Source organism: Pseudoalteromonas sp. RB2-MNA-CIBAN-0110, assembly GCF_040309305.1.
Taxonomy (GTDB): domain Bacteria; phylum Pseudomonadota; class Gammaproteobacteria; order Enterobacterales; family Alteromonadaceae; genus Pseudoalteromonas; species Pseudoalteromonas arctica.
On record NZ_JBEOOQ010000014.1, the window covers coordinates 24661 to 45773 of the forward strand.

Annotated in this window: 18 protein-coding genes and 1 pseudogene; 5 read left to right on the forward strand and 14 right to left on the reverse strand. The window is 40.4% G+C overall.

Annotated features, from left to right (window positions below):
• From AAEY68_RS08900 to mraZ, 12 genes are read right to left on the reverse strand one after another with little or no spacing between them, the layout of a single operon-like run.
• Positions 1 to 921, reverse strand: coding sequence for a D-alanine--D-alanine ligase (locus tag AAEY68_RS08900; protein ID WP_024592944.1), 921 nt, complete (start codon positions 919 to 921; stop codon positions 1 to 3).
• The gene (murC, locus tag AAEY68_RS08905) at positions 918 to 2369 is read right to left on the reverse strand and encodes a UDP-N-acetylmuramate--L-alanine ligase (protein ID WP_002957994.1); all 1452 of its coding nucleotides are present in this window, start codon (positions 2367 to 2369) and stop codon (positions 918 to 920) included. The genes AAEY68_RS08900 and murC overlap by 4 nt, the downstream gene beginning before the upstream one ends.
• Entirely contained in the window at positions 2370 to 3446 is a 1077-nt protein-coding gene (murG, locus tag AAEY68_RS08910) for an undecaprenyldiphospho-muramoylpentapeptide beta-N-acetylglucosaminyltransferase (protein ID WP_010554297.1), read from the reverse strand.
• Entirely contained in the window at positions 3443 to 4618 is a 1176-nt protein-coding gene (gene ftsW, locus AAEY68_RS08915) for a cell division protein FtsW (protein ID WP_007582927.1), read from the reverse strand. Before ftsW ends, murG begins: the two co-directional genes overlap by 4 nt.
• Positions 4615 to 5949 carry a UDP-N-acetylmuramoyl-L-alanine--D-glutamate ligase gene (gene murD, locus AAEY68_RS08920; RefSeq protein WP_024592943.1) on the reverse strand — a complete coding sequence of 445 codons (1335 nt, stop codon included), beginning with the start codon at positions 5947 to 5949 and terminating at the stop codon, positions 4615 to 4617. Before murD ends, ftsW begins: the two co-directional genes overlap by 4 nt.
• Complete coding sequence (mraY, locus tag AAEY68_RS08925) at positions 5950 to 7032, reverse strand: phospho-N-acetylmuramoyl-pentapeptide-transferase (protein ID WP_007582922.1); 1083 nt, start codon at positions 7030 to 7032, stop codon at positions 5950 to 5952. It abuts the gene before it with no gap.
• Positions 7032 to 8414 carry a UDP-N-acetylmuramoyl-tripeptide--D-alanyl-D-alanine ligase gene (locus tag AAEY68_RS08930; protein ID WP_024592942.1) on the reverse strand — a complete coding sequence of 461 codons (1383 nt, stop codon included), beginning with the start codon at positions 8412 to 8414 and terminating at the stop codon, positions 7032 to 7034. Before AAEY68_RS08930 ends, mraY begins: the two co-directional genes overlap by 1 nt.
• Complete coding sequence (gene murE, locus AAEY68_RS08935) at positions 8411 to 9889, reverse strand: UDP-N-acetylmuramoyl-L-alanyl-D-glutamate--2,6-diaminopimelate ligase (RefSeq protein ID WP_350585838.1); 1479 nt, start codon at positions 9887 to 9889, stop codon at positions 8411 to 8413. The genes AAEY68_RS08930 and murE overlap by 4 nt, the downstream gene beginning before the upstream one ends.
• The gene (locus tag AAEY68_RS08940; RefSeq protein WP_350585839.1) at positions 9882 to 11699 is read right to left on the reverse strand and encodes a penicillin-binding transpeptidase domain-containing protein; all 1818 of its coding nucleotides are present in this window, start codon (positions 11697 to 11699) and stop codon (positions 9882 to 9884) included. Before AAEY68_RS08940 ends, murE begins: the two co-directional genes overlap by 8 nt.
• Positions 11696 to 12022 carry a cell division protein FtsL gene (gene ftsL / locus AAEY68_RS08945; RefSeq protein WP_007582915.1) on the reverse strand — a complete coding sequence of 109 codons (327 nt, stop codon included), beginning with the start codon at positions 12020 to 12022 and terminating at the stop codon, positions 11696 to 11698. Before ftsL ends, AAEY68_RS08940 begins: the two co-directional genes overlap by 4 nt.
• A complete protein-coding gene (gene rsmH / locus AAEY68_RS08950; RefSeq protein WP_008167099.1) occupies positions 12019 to 12957 on the reverse strand; it encodes a 16S rRNA (cytosine(1402)-N(4))-methyltransferase RsmH in 939 nt (312 codons plus the stop codon). The genes ftsL and rsmH overlap by 4 nt, the downstream gene beginning before the upstream one ends.
• 28 nt (positions 12958 to 12985) lie before the next feature.
• A complete protein-coding gene (mraZ, locus tag AAEY68_RS08955; protein ID WP_007582904.1) occupies positions 12986 to 13444 on the reverse strand; it encodes a division/cell wall cluster transcriptional repressor MraZ in 459 nt (152 codons plus the stop codon).
• A gap of 497 nt (positions 13445 to 13941) precedes the next feature.
• On the opposite strand from mraZ, the gene AAEY68_RS08960 reads away from it, so the two are divergent.
• The 3 genes from AAEY68_RS08960 to AAEY68_RS08970 are packed head-to-tail and all read left to right on the forward strand — an operon-like array spanning position 13942 to position 14986.
• Positions 13942 to 14280, forward strand: coding sequence for a hypothetical protein (locus AAEY68_RS08960; protein WP_007582901.1), 339 nt, complete (start codon positions 13942 to 13944; stop codon positions 14278 to 14280).
• 6 nt (positions 14281 to 14286) lie between these two features.
• The gene (locus tag AAEY68_RS08965; protein WP_007582900.1) at positions 14287 to 14733 is read left to right on the forward strand and encodes a threonine/serine exporter family protein; all 447 of its coding nucleotides are present in this window, start codon (positions 14287 to 14289) and stop codon (positions 14731 to 14733) included.
• A gap of 10 nt (positions 14734 to 14743) precedes the next feature.
• Complete coding sequence (locus tag AAEY68_RS08970; RefSeq protein WP_007582895.1) at positions 14744 to 14986, forward strand: hypothetical protein; 243 nt, start codon at positions 14744 to 14746, stop codon at positions 14984 to 14986.
• Positions 14987 to 14989: 3 nt separating this feature from the next.
• Here the strand turns inward: AAEY68_RS08970 and AAEY68_RS08975 are convergent, their stop codons facing one another.
• Positions 14990 to 15964: a glutathione S-transferase family protein gene (locus tag AAEY68_RS08975; protein ID WP_007582889.1), complete on the reverse strand. Its 975-nt coding sequence runs from the start codon at positions 15962 to 15964 to the stop codon at positions 14990 to 14992.
• Positions 15965 to 15985: 21 nt separating this feature from the next.
• Positions 15986 to 16828: a pirin family protein gene (locus AAEY68_RS08980; protein ID WP_350585840.1), complete on the reverse strand. Its 843-nt coding sequence runs from the start codon at positions 16826 to 16828 to the stop codon at positions 15986 to 15988.
• Between the two features lie 201 nt (positions 16829 to 17029).
• Between AAEY68_RS08980 and AAEY68_RS08985 the strand changes: the two are divergent.
• Positions 17030 to 20133, forward strand: a pseudogene (locus tag AAEY68_RS08985) (bifunctional diguanylate cyclase/phosphodiesterase).
• A gap of 89 nt (positions 20134 to 20222) precedes the next feature.
• Positions 20223 to 21110 (forward strand): LysR family transcriptional regulator, encoded by an 888-nt coding sequence (locus AAEY68_RS08990; RefSeq protein WP_024592936.1) that lies wholly within the window; start codon positions 20223 to 20225, stop codon positions 21108 to 21110.
• The last annotated feature ends 3 nt before the right edge of the window (positions 21111 to 21113 follow it).

The window sequence follows — 21113 nt, forward strand, 5'->3', positions numbered from 1 at the left end:
TTAAAGCGTTTGCTCTAAAATGCGAACAACTAATTGTTCAAAAGTTGCCCCATTCGCTTTTGCCGCCATTGGCACTAACGACTTTTCAGTCATGCCTGGTACTGTATTTACTTCAAGCAGGTAAAAGTTACCTTGCTCGTCTTGCATCGCATCAACACGGCCCCAACCACTTGCGCCCACTAAATCAAATGCATCTAGCGATATAGCTTGTAAGTACTTAGTATCTTGCTCTGATAAATCTGCAGGGCAATGATACTGCGTTGTATTTGATTGATACTTAGCTTGGTAATCGTAAAAACCATTAGGTGTCGTCATCTCAATGACTGGTTGTACTTCATCGCCAAGCACTGTAACTGTGAATTCACGTCCCGTGATCCACTGCTCTACAAGCACTTGATTATCAAACTTAAATGCATTAGCTAGTGCGTCTTCAAGTTCTTGTGCTGTACTTGCTTGCGCCATACCTATGCTTGAGCCTTCGTGCGATGGCTTAACCATTACCTTTTTAAACTCACCCATAATAGCTGCAGCATCAAAGCCTTTTTTAGCGTCAACTACGGTATAAGGTGCAGTGCTTAAACCCGCTGATTTGAATAAGTGCTTACAACGTACTTTATCCATAGCAAGTGCTGAACCCAGTACATTACTGCCCGTGTAAGGCAGGTTCATAAATTCAAGCGCACCTTGTACAGTTCCGTCTTCGCCACCACGACCATGCAAAGCAATAAAAACGCGCTCTACATTTAATTCTTTTAACTCCCACAAAGAACGACTTTGCGGGTCAAATGCAATTGCATCAATGCCACTATTTTGCAGCGCATTTAAAACAGCCTGACCAGATCGTAAAGACACTTCACGTTCTGCTGAGTTACCACCTAGCAGTACCGCTACTTTACCAAATTGTGTGTTTACCTGAGTCATACTTCACCTTGCTTAAGTTTTTCTATCGACATACCCGTCGCAGCTAATGTTTTAACTAACTGACCTATATTACCAGCGCCTTGGGTTAATACTAAATCATTATTTTGTAAATTTGCGGCCAAAACGCCTGCAAGCTCTGCATTTGTTGCTACATGCAGCGGCTCCTTGCCACGTTGACGAAGGCTACGGCATAAGCTTTTGCTGTCTGCGCCCACAATAGGATCTTCACCAGCGCTATACACATCAAGCAGTAGCAACTGATCTACATCAGCAAGTACTTTTACAAAATCTTCGTATAAGTCGCGTGTGCGAGAAAACCTATGAGGTTGATATACCATTACTAAACGCTTATCAGGCCAACCTTCACGTACTGCTGCAATTGTTGCTGCAACTTCTGAAGGATGATGCCCGTAATCATCAACTAACATCACATTGCCACGCTCGTTTTCAAATTCACCATAGTGTTGAAAACGACGACCAATACCTTCAAACTTCTGCAGCGCTTCTAAAATTGCATGATTCGCAATGTTTTGATCTTTTGCCACAGCAATTGCAGCGGTTGCATTAAGTGCGTTATGTCTACCTGGCATATTCAACGTGGCAGTTAAACACTCACCTTGCTTGTTAGTTACTGTAAATGTGCATGTATTAGCTGATTGGCTAAAATCGCTCATGCGGTAATCAGCATCCTTCGATTCACCATACGTGATAACTGGGCGACCAAAACGCGGAATAAGCTCAGCAGCAACTTCAGAGTCAATACATACAACGGCTAAACCATAAAACGGCAAGTTATGAATAAAATCCACATATGTGTCTTTCATCTTTTCAAGACTGCCACCGTAAGTATCCATGTGATCTTCTTCGATATTTGTGATCACCGAGACCATTGGCTGTAAGTGTAAAAACGACGCGTCGCTTTCATCAGCTTCTGCAATTAAGAAATCACTTTTGCCTACTTTTGCGTTACTACCTGCGCTATTTAACAAGCCACCAATAATAAAGGTTGGATCAAGCCCTGCTTGTCCATAAATACTCGCAATTAAGCTTGTTGTCGTTGTTTTACCATGCGTACCCGCAATTGCTATACCGTGGCGAAAACGCATTAATTCAGCCAACATTTCTGCGCGGCGAACAACAGGAACTCTTGCGGCTTTAGCTGCAATAATTTCAGGGTTTGTTTCATCAATCGCACTTGAAACAACCACTACATTGGCATCTTTCACGTTATTTTCATGATGGCCTATAAATACTTCTGCACCGGCTTTAATTAAACGATCTGTCATAGCGCTGTGGGCAATGTCAGAACCTGTAATACGGTAGCCTTCAAAAGCGAGTACTTCAGCAATACCGCCCATACCTGCTCCACCAATACCAATAAAGTGGATGGTTTCTATTCGGCGCATTGCGGGGCGTGTGTGTTTTTCTTGTACTGACGTTTCTTTCACTTATTTTCTCTTATTTGTTACTTGCTCACAGTGCGTTGCTACGCTTGCTGTGGCATCTAAAATGGCTTGTTTTTTTGCATTTGTAGCCATTTCAGTAATTAATGAAGGTTGGGCTAAATACGGGCTTAATAGTTCAACAATTGATTGTTTATTAAACTGCCCTTGTGGCATTAATAATGCGCCATTAGCCATCACTAAATATTGTGCGTTCGCTGTTTGATGGTCATCCACAGCATGTGGAAACGGAACAAAAACGGCCATTTTACCTGCCGCTGCAATTTCGCTAACAGTTAACGCACCAGCACGGCAAACAACAATGTCAGCCCAGCTATACGCTGCGTCCATATCATCAATAAATTCAGCTATTTTTGCATTACTGCCTGTAAAAGCATGCATTTTATAAGCGGCTTCTACGGTAGTTAAATGACCCTTACCTGTTTGATGCCATACACTTATTGGAGCTGTATTATTTAGTACTTTAAATGCTTCTGGTAATGTTTGATTAAGCACTTGCGCGCCAAGCGAGCCGCCCACTACTAAAATATTAATAGGGCTTGATACATCGCGTTTGGCTATATTCATAACGCTTTGGCGAACTGGGTTACCTACTAGCTCGGCTTGACCCTGTGCAAAAGCACTTGGAAATGCAGCTAATACTCGTGTAGCCACCTTAGCTAGCAGTTTATTGCTCATACCCGCTACAGCGTTTTGCTCGTGAATAACCAGCGGGATACCTAAACTTTTTGCGGCAATTCCCGTTGGCCCCGTAACATAACCGCCCATTGCAAGTACTACATCAGGACGCTGTTCTTTCAATACCTTACGCGCCTGCAATACTGCATTAATTACCATGAATGGGGCTTTAATAAGACGCTTTAATCCGTTACCACGAACACCTTTAACGTTAATAAAATCAATATCTATATTGTGCTTAGGTACAACGCTCGCTTCCATTCGATCTGGTGTGCCGATCCAGCTAACTTGCCAGCCCTGCTGTTTTAAATAATCGGCCACTGCAATACCGGGAAAAATGTGTCCGCCAGTTCCACCAGCCACTACTACTAATTTTTTACTCATCGCTTACCTCCGCGTGAGGTGGCTTGTTTGGTTGCCATTTTGGTTTCAAAATCTACGCGTAATAAAATACCCGTGGCAATCGTCATAATTAATAAGCTTGAGCCGCCATAAGAAATAAACGGCAGGGTTAAACCCTTCGTCGGTAAAATACCCGCACTCGCACCTACATTCACCATGGTTTGAAATGCAAACCAAATACCAATGGCAAATGAAAAGTAGCCTTCGTATTCCTTGCCGCACTTAAGCGCTTGTTGGCCTATTAATAAGGCCCTAAATACTAAAGTAGCTAATACCGTTAAAATACTTACAACGCCTATTAAGCCAAGTTCTTCACCTATAACGGCAAAAATAAAATCGTTATGTGCTTCAGGTAAATATTGTAGCTTTTGTACACTGTTACCCAAGCCTTGACCAAACCAACCACCCTGGCTATATGCCATTAGCGATTGCACCAACTGATAACCCTTGCCAAAAGGATCATCCCAAGGGTCTAAAAAGCCAACAACACGTGCCATACGATATGGTTCAACAATAATAAGTAATACAACCAGACCCACGCCCGTTAAAATAAGTACAAAAAACTGCCATAACTTAGCACCAGCTAAAAACAATAAACCAACCGTTGTTACAAACATAACAACCACTGTGCCTAAATCTGGCTGCAGCAGAATAAGCAGTGCATACACTGCAAATACAGCAATTGGCTTTGCAAAGCCTTTAATATTTTCTTGTACTTCTTCGCGTTTTCTTACCAAATAACCCGCAATATAACTAAAAAAGTACAACTTAGCGGCCTCAGCCACCTGAAAACCAACAGGTCCAATAGGTATCCATCGTTTAGCGCCGTTTACTTCGCGCCCAATAATCAATACCGCTATTAATAGCACCATACCTAGTATTAATAGATAAGGGTTTGATCGTTTCCACCACTCCATTGGCACACAAACGCTTATCCAAAAAAGCACAAACGCCATTGCCAAAAACATGCTGTGGCGAATGGTAATATGGTACGGGTCATCAAATAACCGCTCTGCGGTAGGCATTGATGCGCTGGTCACCATGATAAAACCAACACCAATGAGCATTATTACGCAGTACAATAGCGGTACATCGTATAACTGCGCCGAAGGCTTAGGTGTTAATGCGTCTCTTATATCGGCAAAAGCAATCATAACGCCTCTGCCATTACACACTGAACAAAGTCATCACCGCGTTGCATATAATTGTTATACATATCAATGCTGGCACATGCGGGTGCTAATAAAACAATATTGCCTGCACTACTAAGTACTTTGGCCAAAGTAACGGCTTCTTCCATATTGTTAGTTAAATAACTCTTATTGGTAATCGCAGCTAAGTCACTTGCATCTTTACCAAAACAAATTAATGCTTTTACATGCTGTTCTATGTAAGGTTTAAGCGCATTTAAATCAGCGCCTTTGGCATCGCCACCAGCAATAACAATCAGATTTTCACCGTCACTAGCTAAACTATCTATTGCAGCAATGGTCGCTCCAACATTAGTTGCCTTTGAATCGTTAAAATACTTTACACCGTTAAGCTCAGCTACAAATTGGCAGCGATGAGCCAACCCATTAAATTGACCTAATGCATTTTTATATTGCTCTTTGCTTACTTCAAACGGACTTAAGAGCGACATTACTGCAAGCGTATTTAAATAATTGTGCTTACCCACTACCGCAAGTGTATCAACAGGTAAAAAGGCATCGCCTTTAACCATAAAGTGAGTTTCGCCATTGTGCTGCGCTAAATGGTAATCACCTTGTTGAGCACCAAAGCTAATTAGAGGAGCCATACCACGCTCAACAGGATGTGTTTGACTATCGTCTGCATTGACAACAATAAGCTCTGCAAAATTATAAATACTTAGCTTTGAGTCTATATAAGCTTGGTAACTGTCGTAGCGGTCAAGATGATCTTCAGACACATTTAATACCGTTGCACTTACTGGTTTTAAACTCGTTGTGGTATCTAACTGAAAACTCGATAACTCAAGCACATACACATCAAAATCATCATTGAGTAAATCAAGTACCGCTGTGCCAATATTCCCACCCAAAGCAACTTTATGGCCGGCTTCTTTTAACACTTCATAAGCGAGCGTAACCACGGTTGATTTACCGTTAGAGCCCGTTACTGCAACAACAGGTTTTGTATTAATGCGTGCAAATAACTCAACGTCGCCAATCACTTCAACACCTGCGTTAATTACATCTGCAACAGCTGGTATTTTTAAGCTAAGCCCAGGGCTTATAATAATCATATCGCTTGAACAAAGCTCTGCGTCATCCAACTTACCGAAGTGGGTATCTAGAGTTGGCGCGTGCTCTTTTAACCAATCAATCCCCGGCGGGGTTACTCGGCTATCAACGACCTTTGGTGTGAGGCCATGAGATAATAGAAAACGCACAATGCCCAGACCGGTTACACCGAGTCCGAGCACTGTTATTTGTTTGTTTTTTATCTCGTTTAAATACTGCATTTATCGAATCTTTAAAGTAGCTAAGCCAGCAAGCACTAGCACAACAGAAATAATCCAAAAGCGCACAATAACGCGAGGCTCTGGCCAACCTTTTAATTCATAATGATGATGAATCGGCGCCATTCTAAAAATGCGTTGTCCGCGTAATTTATACGACCCCACTTGTAATATTACCGATAGCGCTTCCATTACAAATACACCGCCCATAATAATAAGCAGTAACTCTTGGCGTACTAAAACAGCAATAATACCTAATGCGCCACCAAGTGCTAATGAACCCACATCGCCCATAAATACTTGTGCTGGGTAAGTGTTAAACCATAAAAAGCCAAGCCCTGCGCCCACAATGGCAGTACATACAACCACAAGCTCACTCGCCAGCGGTAAATGTGGAATATGTAAGTAAGCCGAAAAGTTAATATTACCTGTTAAGTAAGCAATAATTGCCAATGCCGAAGCCACTAAAATAATTGGCACAATCGCCAAGCCATCTAAACCATCGGTCAGGTTTACCGCGTTTGATGTACCTACTATGGCAAAATACGTAAGCACGATATAAAACAAACCTAATTGCGGTAATACGTCTTTAAAAAATGGAACAACAAGTGATGTTTCAGATGCTTGTGCACTGGTAAAATACAAAGCAGTAGCTACAACTAATGCAATGACCGACTGCCAAAAGTACTTCCACTTAGCAATTAAGCCTTTTGGATCTTTACGAATAACTTTACGGTAATCATCAACAAAGCCAACAATACCTAATGAGCCAATTACAAATAGTGTTGCCCATACGTATTTATTTGATAAATCGGCCCAAAGTAGCGTGCTGGTAAAAATAGCCGCTAAAATAAGTAAGCCACCCATAGTCGGCGTACCCGACTTAGATAAATGCGATTGCGGACCGTCGTCTCGAACTGTTTGGCCTATTTGCATACGTTGCAAACCACGAATTAACTTAGGTCCTAAATAAAGAGACATAATTAGCGCAGTTAAAATACCTAAAATGGCACGTAGCGTTAAATACGAAAAAACATGAAAACCACTAAAATACTGTGTTAAATACTCTGCCAGCCAAACTAACATTATGATACTCCATTGATGGCTTGTTGCTGGCCATTAACTAAATCGGTTACTAATAATTCCATGCGAGAACTGCGCGATCCTTTCACTACTATTGTTGTTTTAGTATTCACTTTATTAATACTTTCTTGAATTTTTTGCTGCATCTGTTCGCGGCTCGAAAAGTGGCGATTAGGTAGTTCAAACACATCACTTGCGTATTTACTTAATACACCTAATGTAAATAACTCATCAATCCCTTGCTCAAGTGCATACTCGCCAACTTCTTGATGGTACTTACGTGCATCTTCACCAAGCTCACCCATGTCTCCAAGCGCTAAAATGCGATGACCTTGCATATCACTTAACAAGTCAATCGCAGCCTTTACAGACTTAACATTGGCATTATAGGTATCATCAACCACGGTGAGTAAATCAGACACTTCAATTAAATTAACGCGCCCTTTTACATCAGCCATTGTGGCAAGTGCATTGGCTATTTCTTCAAGGGTTACATTAAATTCACTGGTCAGTGCAGCAGCGATAAGTGCATTACTAATATTGTGCTTACCAGGTAGTGCCAAAGTAACAGGTACTTGCTTGTTTTTAGTGCAAAGCGTAAAGCTTGCACGCGCATTGGCATCAAGCGTGATGTTCTCTGCCCAAATATCTAGTTTTTCAGTTGTAGAAAAACGTTTAACATTACGCCCTTCAAGCTTATCTAACCAATATTGGCTAAATTCACTATCGCAGTTAACAATCGCAACGCCATCATCTTTAAGGCCATCAAAAATCTCACCTTTAGCTTTTGCGACGCCCATTAAACTACCAAAACCTTCTAAGTGGGCTGCTGCAACATTACATACAACGGCTACATCTGGTTTTGTCATTGCAGTGGTGTAAGCAATTTCACCTAAGTGATTTGCACCCAGTTCAATAACCGCAAAACGATGTTGAGGCTCTAAGCGCAATAACGTAAGTGGGACGCCAATATCGTTATTAAAATTACCTTTAGTAGCTAATACATCACCGTGAACCGACAAAATTGCCGCACACATTTCTTTTACGGTGGTTTTGCCTACACTCCCTGTAATTGCAATTGTTTTAGGCGCCACTTGGGCCATAACAGCGGTGCCAATTGCACCTAGTGCAATACGTGTATCGCTTACTATAAATTGTGGAATATCTACATCAACTTTGTGCTGAACAATAACGCCAATAGCGCCTTTTTGTTTAGCCTCAGCTATAAATTTATGCCCATCAAAATTTGGCCCTTTCAGTGCTAAAAACACTTCGCCATCGCACACTGTACGAGTATCAGTATTTATATTAATCACGTGTTGATTATCACCTTGATAATCGGTTGTTAGCACATTAGCTAACCAATCAAAATCCATTGGGATCATTGTGTTATCCCTCTTACTGCTTTTTTTAGTTGTTCTTGTACATAGCGGCGATCGCAAAAGTCGATTCGCTTATCGCCTATAATTTGATTATCTTCGTGGCCTTTACCTGCAATCAAAATAACCTCATCAGCTGTAGCGTTTTCTATAGCAAAACGAATTGCAGTTGCTCTATCAGCCTCTAAATGTGCGTTTTGAGGATGGGTTAAACCGCCAGCTACATCTGCAATAATGTCATCAGGGTTTTCTGAGCGAGGGTTATCACTGGTAATAATAACTTTATTAGCGTTTTGCTCTGCAGCTTGCGCCATCAATGCACGCTTTCCTTTGTCTCTGTCACCACCGCAACCAAATACACAACTTACACCACCTGGCACATGCAGCTGCAATGCTTGTAATGCAAGTGCAAGTGCATCGGGTGTATGCGCGTAATCAACAACACACGTCGGCATGCCTGCTTGGCTAAATGCTTGCATTCGCCCAGCTACTGGCTGTAACTGCGCACAACCTGAAACTAATTGCTCAAGCGGATAACCAAGCCCTAGTAATGTAGCGATCGCGGCCGTTAAGTTATATAAATTAAATTCGCCAAACAGAGGCGATTTAATCGACATATCACCCCAACTAGTCGATAACTGCGCCGAAATACCTTCACTTGAATATTCAACATTAGAAAAATAAACGTACTGAGCATTCTTAGGGGCTAAGTTTTTGCGGCCATAACAGATTAGGTTATTAAAATCATACTTTTCAAGCCATTGCTCAGCTTGAGAATCATCTTGATTAAGCACTACAACTTGCGGCTCAAAATCACGGAAAAGCATTAGTTTCGCATCACCGTAACTTGCCATATCACCATGGTAATCTAAGTGATCGCGCGAAAGATTAGTAAACACAGCCGCTTTAAACGCGCATTTAGCAACACGCTGCTGCACTAATCCATGAGATGACACTTCCATGGCTACCAGCTTTTTATGCTGCGAATTTAAATCGCTCAAAATATGCTGTAAATCAACCGTTGAAGGTGTGGTATTAATCAGTGGAATTAAGTTATCAGGATGACCATAACCTAAAGTGCCAATAATAGCCGAATCAGTACTGCAAAATTGCGCTAAGTGGGCAATCATTGCTGTGGTTGTCGATTTACCGTTTGTACCTGTCACACCAATTAAATCAAGAGCCTGACTTGGCTGGCTATAAAAGCGACTTGCTAATTCTGGAAGCTTTTTATCAAGCTCCGAAACTAAATATAGTGGCTCAAAACTTGTTTCAAATTCACATAATCTGTCAGCAATAATAGCTGTTGCGCCATTTTCAATTGCTTTATTAATAAATTGACCGCCATCAAGTGCATGGCCTTTAATAGCAACAAATACATCACCTGGCGTTACTTCACGGCTATCAAGGCGTAAATGTTTTACCAGTTGCGAGGGCGCATCTATTTCGATGTATTTTAAAATATCCTTTAAATCACGCATCGTTATCTTTACCTTGTACGTACGCAACCTCTTCCTTGTCAGGCGCTACGTTTAATATTCTTAATGCGTTAGAGATGATTTCTGCAAATGCAGGGCCAGCGGTGGCACCTCCATAGTACACATCACCACCTGGTTCATTAATCATAACTACCACGGCTAAACGAGGATTACTTGCCGGCGCTACACCTGCAAAATAACCTACATATTCATCACCATAACCACCTGCTACGGCTTTTTTAGATGTACCTGTTTTACCAGCAGCACGATACCCATCAACTTTTATGTTGCGAGCAGTACCGTCTTTTTCAAATACACTTTCCATCATGTGCACTACGGCTTCTACGTCTTTTTGTTTAAAAATACGTTCGCCTTCAGGTATATTATCTTGCTTTAAAATAGTCAGAGGTCGGTTAACTCCACCAGCACCTAACATGGTATAAAAGCGCGCCATTTGCGCAGTGCTTACCGAAATTGCATAACCAAATGATAAAGTGGCAATTTCAAAGTCAGACCAACGACGATTTGGATAAAACAAACCGCTGCTTTCGCCTACCATTCCAGTACCAGTATCACTGCCAAAGCCTACTTTTTGGTATAAGCCAACAAGGTAATCTTTAGGCACTAACTGGGTAACCTTCGCAACTCCCATGTTTGAGGAGTACTTTAGTATTTCGCGTAGTGTTAGTTCGCCGTGATTACGAGTATCTCTAACTAAACTACCACCTAAACGCATCCAACCTGGGTAGGTATCAATCGTGTCACCAGCTTGAACAGCGCCATAGTCTAGCCCAGCCAAAATGGCTAGAGGCTTAATGGTTGAGCCTGGTTCAAACAAATCTGTAATTGCGCGGTTACGACGCTTATGAGGTGCAGCATCGCTTAAGTTATTTGGATTAAATGAAGGGCTATTTACCATTGCCAGTACTTCGCCGGTTTTAACATCAACTACCATAGCTGAGCCCGATGTGGCTTTATAAGTCAGTACAGCTGATTTTACGGCCTTGTACGCAATGGCTTGAATTCGTTGATCAATACTTAGTTCTATACTTTCTGGCTCTACACGTTCACGCTCGTCAAGTACTTCTACCTCACGCCCTTGTGCGTCTTTACGAATAGTACGGCGGCCTTCCTCGCCCGTTAAAGCGTTTTCGTATAGCTTTTCAATGCCTTCAATGCCTTTGCCATCGATATTGGTAAAACCAATAACATGCGCGGTAACTTCACCTGCAGGGTAGTAACGTTTAGATTCATCTAGTAAATGGATACCAGGGAGGCGTAAATCACCAATATAATTTGCTACAGCAGGAGTAACTTGGCGCTTTAAATACACAAAGCGACGCGAAGGATCGTTTAAAAGTCGAGAATTAATCTTTTTAGGATCAATACGCAGCACATCTGCAAGCTCGCGCCAACGTAAATCGTTTTTATAATAAAGTGCAGTACGCTTATCAAGCTCAACAGTGTTTTCAGTTAAAGATAAGTGATCTTCGCCACTTTTACGTGCTTGTTTGATTACTTTAGAAACAAGCGATTTATGTAATGCTTTAGGATCAGCATATACACTTACCACAGGCACACTTACCGCTAATTCTTTACCATTGCGGTCAAAAATCATTCCGCGTTGCACATGCAGTTTTTCAACACGTACCGTACGTTTATCACTTTCTGAACGTGCTTTATCAGGTTCTATCACTTGTAAATAAGCAGCGCGAGATACGAGTGTTACAAACACCATAAACACAACTGTACACACCAGCATAAAGCGCCATGTGATTAAATTAGTGACTGGTTTTTTGCCTCTATTTCTCATTGTACTATTATTACCTGCTCATCTTGACTCGTAGGTCGTTTCATTTTTAATTGTGATATAGCAACTTCTTCAATGCGTGCATGTTGCGAATAAAATTCTTCTTCAACAAGTAAGTAGCGCCACTCTAAATCGAGTTCATCACGTTCTTGTAATAATTGATCTTGCTTTATAAGTTGCCCACGAGCTAAATGTGTTGTTTGCACAACAGCTAAACTAGAAGCGAATATCACAACCAACAAGGCCGAGGTTAGCTTGTTAGCACCTAGGCCTTTTAATATTTCAAAGAATAAATTGGGTTGACGATAGCTCGCTTTTTTACTCATCCCAACCTCTGTGCAATCCTAAGTACAGAACTACGAGAACGTGGATTACGTTCTACTTCAACAGTACTAGGCTTAATAGCCTTACCCACTGCTTTTAACGTCAGGTTTTTATTTATTTGCGCATCAGTTAAAGGCAGACCTCTGGGTAACACTTCTCCCCTACTCTGTTTTCTAATAAACTGTTTTACAATACGATCCTCTAGTGAGTGAAACGAAATCACCACTAAACGTCCGCCAGGCTTTAGCACTTTAACTGCAGACTGTAGCGCTGTTTGAATCTCTTCAAGCTCGCTATTGATATAAATACGAATCGCCTGAAAAGTACGTGTTGCAGGGTGCTTAAACTTATCTTTTACCGGTACTGCTTCATCAACAAGGTCAGCAAGTTGCTTGGTTGTTGTGATTGGCGTGTGCTCACGAACTTCGAGTACTTTGTGTGCAATGCGTTTACCAAACTTTTCTTCGCCCAGTTTTTTTATTACGTGGGTAATATCATCTAACTCGGCTTCTGCTAACCACTGTGCAGCACTGCGACCTGTTGTTGGGTCCATGCGCATATCAAGTGGCCCATCTTTCATGAAACTAAAACCACGCGCAGCGTCATCAAGTTGTGGCGACGAGACACCAATGTCTAATAAAATGCCATCCACTTTACCAATGAGATCGTTCTGCTCTGCTACTTCGTATAAATTTGAAAAACGAGTATGTGCAATCGCAAAACGTGGATCATCAGCAAATTTTTCGGCTGATTGTATCGCTTGTGGATCTTGGTCAATTGCTTGCAGGCGACCTTCATCACCTAGGCGTGCTAAAATTTGTCCAGAGTGGCCGCCACGTCCAAACGTACCATCCATGTATATACCGTCTGGCTTAATTGCGAGGGCATCGATGGTTTCGTCCATTAATACGGATACGTGTTCAAATTGCGCTGTCATTAGCTATTATTTGCCTTTTTTTGTGCTGTTAGAGTGTAAAATTATCTAAATCTTGGTTAGGTTCAAAATCGCCAAGCCTTTCAAGCTCAGTATCTTGCTGCATTTGCTCGTGCCAACGCGCCTCATCCCAAATTTCAAATTTATTCATCAAACCAACTAGCATGATTTTTTTGCCAAGTGATGCATGAGCCCTCAGTGACGGCGCAAGCAAAATTCGACCATTTTTATCAAGTTGATATTCAGTAGCATTCCCGAGCAACATACGCTGCATTCGACGGGCTCGTGGGTTCATATTGGAGATTTTAGCTAAACGGCTTTCTATTTCGAGCCACTCAGCCAGCGGATACAACCATAAACACGGCTCATTTAATGCGACGGTACAAATAACCGTTCCCTGATCTTCAGACAATAGAGATTCTCGGTACTTAGTCGGTACCGCAAAACGCCCCTTATCATCCAAACTCAGTGAACTCGCGCCACGAAACATAAAAAACCTACTTTAAAATTGTTTTATTCAACTTTTGTTTATTTTTATCCAGTGTGATCCACTAAAAACCACTTTTTACCACAGTGCTCCAGTTTAGGGCTTGACAAGCCATTTTGTCAAGTAAGCTGACCAGCTTTAGTAAGTCCCAAAGCTAGAAAAAATAAGGGCTCAAGCGAAGCGTTTGAATTACGTGGGAAAAAGTGGGATTGTGATGGAAAAAATATTTATTCTGTTTTTTATAACTTTTTGTTTACACGCTTTGCTTACTGAATAACCAATGAATATTTACAACTTTTTAAGCATTTTTACTCTCTTTGTAAAATTTACCTAATCGTGTAGTAATAGTTACTGTTTGCTTTAAATTACTAAATATAAAAAAGCTACATATGCACAGTAAAAGCAATAAATTCAACAGGTTAAAATAAATAACAGTTTTGGTTTAATCATTGCATCATCTGAATCACTATTTAAATTTTTTAACTTATTAAGGATTGATTATGGCTACTGCAACAAATACGAAACCAAACACAACTTCAGATGTTAAGCCTGACGTTAAACTAACAAATACTGAGTCTCCTCTTACAGAAAAAGCAACATCAGCGGCGCACGATGCGGTAGATGCACTTTCTAGCAAAGCTGCAACAGCTGAAAGCAGTGTGCGTAAAGGAGCTTCTAGCTCAGCAGATGCATTAAGCGAAAAACAACTTATTGCACGTGAAAAGTTAAGTGAATGTACAGCTAAAACCCGTGCATTTGCTTCTGAAAATCCATTAGCAACCGCGGGTATTGCTTTTGCTGCGGGTATGCTGATTACATCACTATTTCGTCGTAAGTAATCAGTGATGAATAACCCACAAACAAGCGCAGCCAAGGATGGTGAAGCGCAAAACCAAACTACTGAGCAGCAGAGCCAAAAGGACGATTGGCAAGATCATATTGCAAAGCTTTTAGAGTACTCTAAGCAGCTCAAGGACGATTACCAAACTCAAGGAAAGATCACCCATCAGCTTGCTAAAGCTGAATGGCGGTTATCGCTTAGATCGCTTGCATTGATCACTATATTTTTAGGCTGTTTTGCCAGTGGTTTGGTTTTGTTGTGGGCAGGATTTCTAGGTGCTGTTGGATACGGTGTATACGATGTTTTTGGGTCAGTATGGCTGAGTATTGCAACAGCTGCTTTGCTGCAAGTTGCTTGTTTAGCATGGCTTTGGAAAAATACAGTTTACCTAAGCAATAAAATTGGCTTTAGTAAAACGCTCAAAAGCTTAAAACAACTGTTTAACTTATAAGGAAATTATCATGTTAGTTAACTACTTAATCAAAGCACCTAATGAAAACGTTGATGCTCTTAGTAAGCAAATGGACACGCGCAGTGAGTTAAAACGCCAACATCATGCAGCGTTTCAATATAGACTAAAGCGTTTTGCCGCAACTAAAGTGGGACTAACAAGTGCCTTTTTAGCCGGCGCAGCTGTACAAGCAGGGAAAGGCGAAACCAGCTTGGTAAGAAAATACGGCTGGCTTGTTAGGCTATTTGCTTAAACGTTAAACATTTCTACCGTGATCAGATAAGTAATCAACACTTGGGCCATTTGGCACAACTTGTGTTGGATTGATCATTGTATGGCTAAAATAGTAATGACGTTTAATATGATAAAAATCAACTGTCTGTGCTACACCCTTAACCTGATATAGCTCTCTAAGGTATCCGCTCAGTGCAGGATAGCTTTCAATTGTGCGTAAATTACATTTAAAGTGGCCAACATACACACTATCAAACCGAATGAGCGTGGTGAATAATCGCCAATCAGCCTCTGTGAGGTTATCCCCTGTTAAATACCGCTGTTTGCTCAGTATCCCCTCTACTGTATCGAGTGCTTTAAATACATCGTTAAACGCCTCTTCATACGCATCTTGAGTTGTAGCAAAGCCCGTACGATAAACACCATTATTTATATTTGGATAAATCAGTGTATTTAATTCGTCAATTTTTGGTTGCAGTGCCTCAGGATAGTAATCATCGTTATTACCTGTTAATTCATTAAACGCACTATTGAACATACGTATAATATCGGCAGACTCATTACTAACAATTTTATTGAGCTTTTTATCCCACAATACGGGAACCGTTACTCGCCCAGAATACTCAGGGTTATTTTTTGTATACACTTGATGTAAGTAATTACTATTAAATAATGCATCGCCAGTACTATGATTTTTCGTATCAAACTCCCAACCACTATTAAGCATGTCAGGGCTAACAACCGACACCGTAATTAAATCTTGCAGCCCTTTTAACGCTCTAAATATAAGCGTTCGATGCGCCCAAGGACACGCAAGTGACACATATAAATGATACCTGTTCGCTTGAGCTTTAAAACCGGCCTCGCCCGTTATTCCAGCGCTACCATCTGCAGTGATCCAGTGACGTAACTGCGCTGTTTCGCGTTCAAACTTACCGTTACTTGAATCGGTGTCGTACCATTTATCTTGCCATTGGCCGTTAACTAATAATCCCATAAAACTCTCCTAAAAATACCGTTAAATTTTGCCAAACTCGCCGTTTTGATAATCACGCACTGCTTGCTGTACTTCTGCTTGCGTCGTCATTACAAACGGCCCCATATGAGCAATCGGTTGATTAAGTGGATCGCCTGCTAAAACCAAAACACCAGCGCCGTGCTCAGAGCTAATATTGATGTCACTGCCTGGTTCCAAAATAAGTAACTTGCCCGCTGGTATTGTTTGATTGTCGATCGTAATTAGTGAGCCGCTATGAATATAAAGCATTACTTTTTGTTGGCTAAGAGGCTCTAAATAGATGTTTTTACCAGCGGGTAATGTAATATCAGCGAGCGCCGCATTAGCCGCTAAACTTTGCAGAGCGCTTGTAAGCGTTTCACTTTCGAACTGCCACGATCCCGCAAGTGATTTTAACGTCACACCTTGCGTATTTGTAAAACTCGGAGCTGGGTTTTTAGTAGTATCTTGATAACGTGAATCACGCATTTTTTCTGCGCTTGGCATGTTGATCCAAATTTGAAAGCCATGCAGTCCATCTACAGCATCCGCGAGTGGCATTTCACTGTGCATGACGCCGCGCCCTGTACTCATCCATTGCACATCGCCTGCTTTAATTGCTTCTCTGTTACCCATTTGGTCACGATGTTCAAAGCCACCTTTTAGAATATAAGTAAACGTTTCAATACCTCGGTGCGGATGCTCAGGAAAGCCTCCCATATAATCTTTTTTGTCGTCTGACTTAAGTTCATCAATCATTAAAAAGGGATCTAAATATTTACCATCAAACCCTGGTATGCGGCTAATGCTTACGCCGTCGCCATCTTGAGTTGCATAAGCTGTAAGTATTTTTGATATTTTCATTTTTTAATTCACTCTAAAGAATAAGTTTATGAGGCTATTAAATCATTCATTAAACAAAACAACTATGTCTTTAAATCGACCTTAACATTCCAAAAAATAGAACTATAATGATTCATTGGTTACATTTTCAACCTTATAATTACTATGGTTATTTGGAGTGAATTTGGCTACAATTGTTATTGCAAAATACAAAACTAAGGAATGGTTATTTTTACTTATTCTCTCAAACATCAGCTTTATCGTTTACTTATATTGCTAAGTATTCCGGGCACCGCTGTAATTATTTTTACACTGCTGCTTGAACGCGATCACTCTATTGAGCAAAGTGAAAAAAAAGTAGAAAATATTGCTAAGCAATTAATTTTACAGCAAAAGCATTTAGTCGATGATATTGACCGTTTAGCACGTTATTTGGCTAAAGAGGAAAGTAAGAAAGAAAATCTAGCAACGACCTGCCCTAATTATTTTAATCAATTTAGATCTATTTACGCACATGTTGCCAATATCGGGATTATAGATCCAAATGGCATTGTTATATGTACAACAAGCGGGTTAGCCAAAACAATTAATATTGCCGATCGGGCGTATTTCCAAAACGCCTTAAAAAGTAACCAATTGTCGGTAGGTTATTTTCAGCACGACCGAAGCCTGCAAAAAACACTCTTAATTTTGCGTTACCTATTATTAATAAAAAAAATGTAATTCAGGGGGTTGTAGTTATCGTTGTTGCGCTTGACTGGTGGAACAATGCTTTTAATGACATTGAACTTCCGCCAGGCTCTATTGCTGCAATTGCTGATTCTAACGGAAAAATTTTAGCGCGTTATCCACCTACAACGGCCGCGCTTGGCGATAATATTGCACAGACTTTATTAGCAACTGATTCTTCGATTGATAATGAGGCATCAACAAAAATAAAATCCATTGAAGGTGAAGCCCGAATGCTTCACCACTCTGTTATTTACAGCGATCCAAGTAATAACAGCTTAAATATACATATTGCACTTCCTGTCACACATGCTTTAAAGCAAATAAATAATAATTTTTTTATAGCGATTGGTGTGTTTATTTTATCGCTGCTGATACTGTCTTTAATTGCACGTAAACTACTTAAAACCAGCATTATTGACCCAATTAATAATCTAACAAATGCAACAAACGTATTGGCTAAGGGCGAGATGCCCGCACAAAAAATACAACCCAATAATCCAGAGCTAAATACTCTCTATCAGCGTTTTAAATCAATGGCGCAAACTCGGTTAACAGCTGAAGCTAATTTAAAAAACAAGCATGATGAGCTTACTAGCTTGCTTAATACTCTGCCCGATAGTTACGTTAGAATTAACATCCATGGCGATATTCTCAACATAACAGGACAGTTTAAGCCTCAAGTAAATCCTAACAGCACTGTAGTACCTCATTTATCATCAATACTTTCACACAGCAATGTTCAGCTTTTGTTATCGCAGTTATCTAAACTTGATGTTTCGAGCAATTTAGAATTCACACTCGAAAAATCAGATCCTAAACGCAGCTTTGAAGCACGTATTAGCGCAATGCAAAGTAAAAATGAATACGTTGTTGTGCTACGAGATATAACACAACGAAAAGTAAATGAAGAAGCACTCCACCTTGCCTCACTAGTGTATAACAACAGTAGTGAAGGCATGGCAATCACCGATCCAACGGGCATTATATTTGATGTAAATCCTGCGTTTTGTAAAACGACTTTATATAGTAAAGAAGAAGTTATTGGCCGGTCCTCTTCAATTCTTTCATCAGGAAAACATGATAAGAATTTTTACAATAAAATGTGGTCTGAATTACAGCAAACAGGCCGCTGGCAAGGCGAGGTTATTAACCGTAAAAAAAATGGGCAGCTTTACTCTGAGTGGCTCACAATCGATACTATTTATGACACAAACAACGCACCTATTCGTCGTATCGCGATATTCACAGACCTCACAGAAAAAAAACAAGCTGATGAAACCATTTGGCGACAAGCTCATTTTGATCACCTAACTGACTTACCAAATCGTTTAGAGTTAAAGGAGCGATTAAATCAACGATTTTCAAATGTTGTTACTCCAGATAATCAATTGGTTGTCATGCTTTTAGATATTGATCACTTTAAAGATATTAATGACACATTAGGCCATCACTATGGCGATAACTTATTAAAACTCGTATCTCAGCGTATAGTCCAGTCGGCAAAAAACGCTGAGTTTGTGGCACGAATTGGGGGAGATGAGTTTGTTATTGTATTTAGTCACATTAAAAGTACGCGCCATATTAATCAAATTGCGAGTAATATTTTACTTAGTCTATCGTCAGCTTTGCATCTTGAAAACGAAGAGTTATTTATTAGTGCAAGCATAGGCATTGCTTGCGCTCCTAATGATGGTGAAAATACTGAACAGCTTTTAAAGGCAGCCGATCAGGCTATGTATAAAGCAAAAAGTAATGGTCGCAACTGTTTTGAGTTTTTCTCTGCTGACATGCGCGAATATGCACACGCGCGCATGGTGCTATTAAAAGACTTACGAAGTGCCATAGAACTTGAACAGTTTGAGTTATTTTATCAGCCCATAGTTGCTTTAAATGATTTACATATTCATAAAGCTGAAGCGCTTATTCGTTGGCAACATCCCGAAAAAGGCCTAATTAGCCCTATCGCATTTATCCCACTTGCTGAAGAAACCAGGCAAATAAATGCAATTGGTCAATTTGTATTTGCCCAAGCTTTGCAAACACTTAACGATATAAAAACACTAACCGATGATACTTTTCAAATAAGTGTAAACGTATCGCCAGTGCAATTATCCACGCCAGAGAGTGGCATAGATGAATGGTACGATATGCTAAAAGCAGCAAAACTACCTGCTTCGTCAATTGTCGCAGAAATAACTGAAGGCTTAATGGTTAATCCTGAAGCACTTACGCAAAGACGCCTAAAAGAAATAGTAAAATCAGGAATGCAGCTTGCTCTTGATGATTTTGGTACCGGGTATTCGTCGCTCGCTTACTTACAAGAAATGGACACCGACTATTTAAAAATAGATAAACGTTTTGTTGATAATATTCAAATAGGCAGCCAAGAACTTGCATTGTGTGAAGCCATCATTGTTATGGCGCATCAGTTGGGCTTAAAAGTAATCGCCGAAGGAATTGAAACTAAATTACAAATGCAGCTACTGCTTGAAGCAGGATGTGATTACGGTCAAGGTTATTTATTTTCAAGACCTTTAAATAAAAGCAGTTTTATGGCACTTCTGGCTGATAAAAAAGTAGCTTTGTTAAAATAAATAGACAAAAAATCACTGTTACGCAATAAATAATGCGTCTGCGCGGTCAAGTTAAGCAATCAGATATAAAGTAGTAACAGGATTTAAAAATGGCAAAAGCAACATTAGAGCAATGGCGAATGTTTAAAGCGGTTGTGGATCATGGCGGGTTTGCAGGCGCAAGCGCAGCTGTACATAAAAGTCAGTCAACCGTGCACCATGCGGTGCAAAAACTTGAAGCCGCCTTGCAAATTAAGTTGCTTGAAGTAAAAGGTCGTAAAGCATTTTTAACCGATAGCGGTAAGCTAATTTTACGCAGAGCCGAGTTTTTAATTGAAGAAGCGACTAAAATAGAATCGGTAGCAAGTACACTAAGCGAAGGCGTGGAAAGCACGCTAAAAATAGCTGTTGATGAAGTTTTTCCACACGCTATTTTATATCAAGCACTTGCTAAAACGAGTGAGCTTTACCCTCTTTTAAAAATTGATTTAGTAGAAAGCGTGCTAACCGGTGCAAACGAATTATTACATAACTCAGTGGTTGATTTAGCTATTTCGTCAATTCCTATCTATGGAATTAGTTGCAGTACGTTATGTGATATAGAGTTTATAGCGGTTGCGCATAAAGACCATGTATTACACCAACATACTGAACAACTCAACTTTCGTGATTTAAAGCTACATAGACAAATAGTAGTGCGCGACTCAGCAACCCACACCAGTCACAATGAAGGCTGGCTAGGTGCAGATATGCGCTGGACAGTAAGCCACTTACGTAACTCTATTGATATGGTTAGTCAAAATTTAGGTTACGCTTGGCTGCCAAAAACACAAATTGCACATTTAATTGAAGATAAAACCCTCATTGCACTTAATTTAGACCAAGGTACAACCCGTACTCTTAATTTATATTTAATGTGCAACGACAACGACAGGCTTGGTCCTGCAGCACAAGAGTTTAAAGAGCAAATTACTGCACTTACTAATTTAACTAATTAATAG

What these genes read in the sequence shown, in the direction of transcription:
- AAEY68_RS08900 (WP_024592944.1), bottom strand. Translation starts at nt 921, where the DNA reads ATGACTCAGGTAAACACACAATTTGGTAAAGTAGCGGTACTGCTAGGT.
- murG (WP_010554297.1), bottom strand. Translation starts at nt 3,446, where the DNA reads ATGAGTAAAAAATTAGTAGTAGTGGCTGGTGGAACTGGCGGACACATT.
- ftsW (WP_007582927.1), bottom strand. Translation starts at nt 4,618, where the DNA reads ATGATTGCTTTTGCCGATATAAGAGACGCATTAACACCTAAGCCTTCG.
- murD (WP_024592943.1), bottom strand. Translation starts at nt 5,949, where the DNA reads ATGCAGTATTTAAACGAGATAAAAAACAAACAAATAACAGTGCTCGGA.
- mraY (WP_007582922.1), bottom strand. Translation starts at nt 7,032, where the DNA reads ATGTTAGTTTGGCTGGCAGAGTATTTAACACAGTATTTTAGTGGTTTT.
- AAEY68_RS08930 (WP_024592942.1), bottom strand. Translation starts at nt 8,414, where the DNA reads ATGATCCCAATGGATTTTGATTGGTTAGCTAATGTGCTAACAACCGAT.
- murE (WP_350585838.1), bottom strand. Translation starts at nt 9,889, where the DNA reads ATGCGTGATTTAAAGGATATTTTAAAATACATCGAAATAGATGCGCCC.
- AAEY68_RS08940 (WP_350585839.1), bottom strand. Translation starts at nt 11,699, where the DNA reads ATGAGAAATAGAGGCAAAAAACCAGTCACTAATTTAATCACATGGCGC.
- ftsL (WP_007582915.1), bottom strand. Translation starts at nt 12,022, where the DNA reads ATGAGTAAAAAAGCGAGCTATCGTCAACCCAATTTATTCTTTGAAATA.
- rsmH (WP_008167099.1), bottom strand. Translation starts at nt 12,957, where the DNA reads ATGACAGCGCAATTTGAACACGTATCCGTATTAATGGACGAAACCATC.
- mraZ (WP_007582904.1), bottom strand. Translation starts at nt 13,444, where the DNA reads ATGTTTCGTGGCGCGAGTTCACTGAGTTTGGATGATAAGGGGCGTTTT.
- AAEY68_RS08960 (WP_007582901.1), top strand. Translation starts at nt 13,942, where the DNA reads ATGGCTACTGCAACAAATACGAAACCAAACACAACTTCAGATGTTAAG.
- AAEY68_RS08965 (WP_007582900.1), top strand. Translation starts at nt 14,287, where the DNA reads ATGAATAACCCACAAACAAGCGCAGCCAAGGATGGTGAAGCGCAAAAC.
- AAEY68_RS08970 (WP_007582895.1), top strand. Translation starts at nt 14,744, where the DNA reads ATGTTAGTTAACTACTTAATCAAAGCACCTAATGAAAACGTTGATGCT.
- AAEY68_RS08975 (WP_007582889.1), bottom strand. Translation starts at nt 15,964, where the DNA reads ATGGGATTATTAGTTAACGGCCAATGGCAAGATAAATGGTACGACACC.
- AAEY68_RS08980 (WP_350585840.1), bottom strand. Translation starts at nt 16,828, where the DNA reads ATGAAAATATCAAAAATACTTACAGCTTATGCAACTCAAGATGGCGAC.
- AAEY68_RS08990 (WP_024592936.1), top strand. Translation starts at nt 20,223, where the DNA reads ATGGCAAAAGCAACATTAGAGCAATGGCGAATGTTTAAAGCGGTTGTG.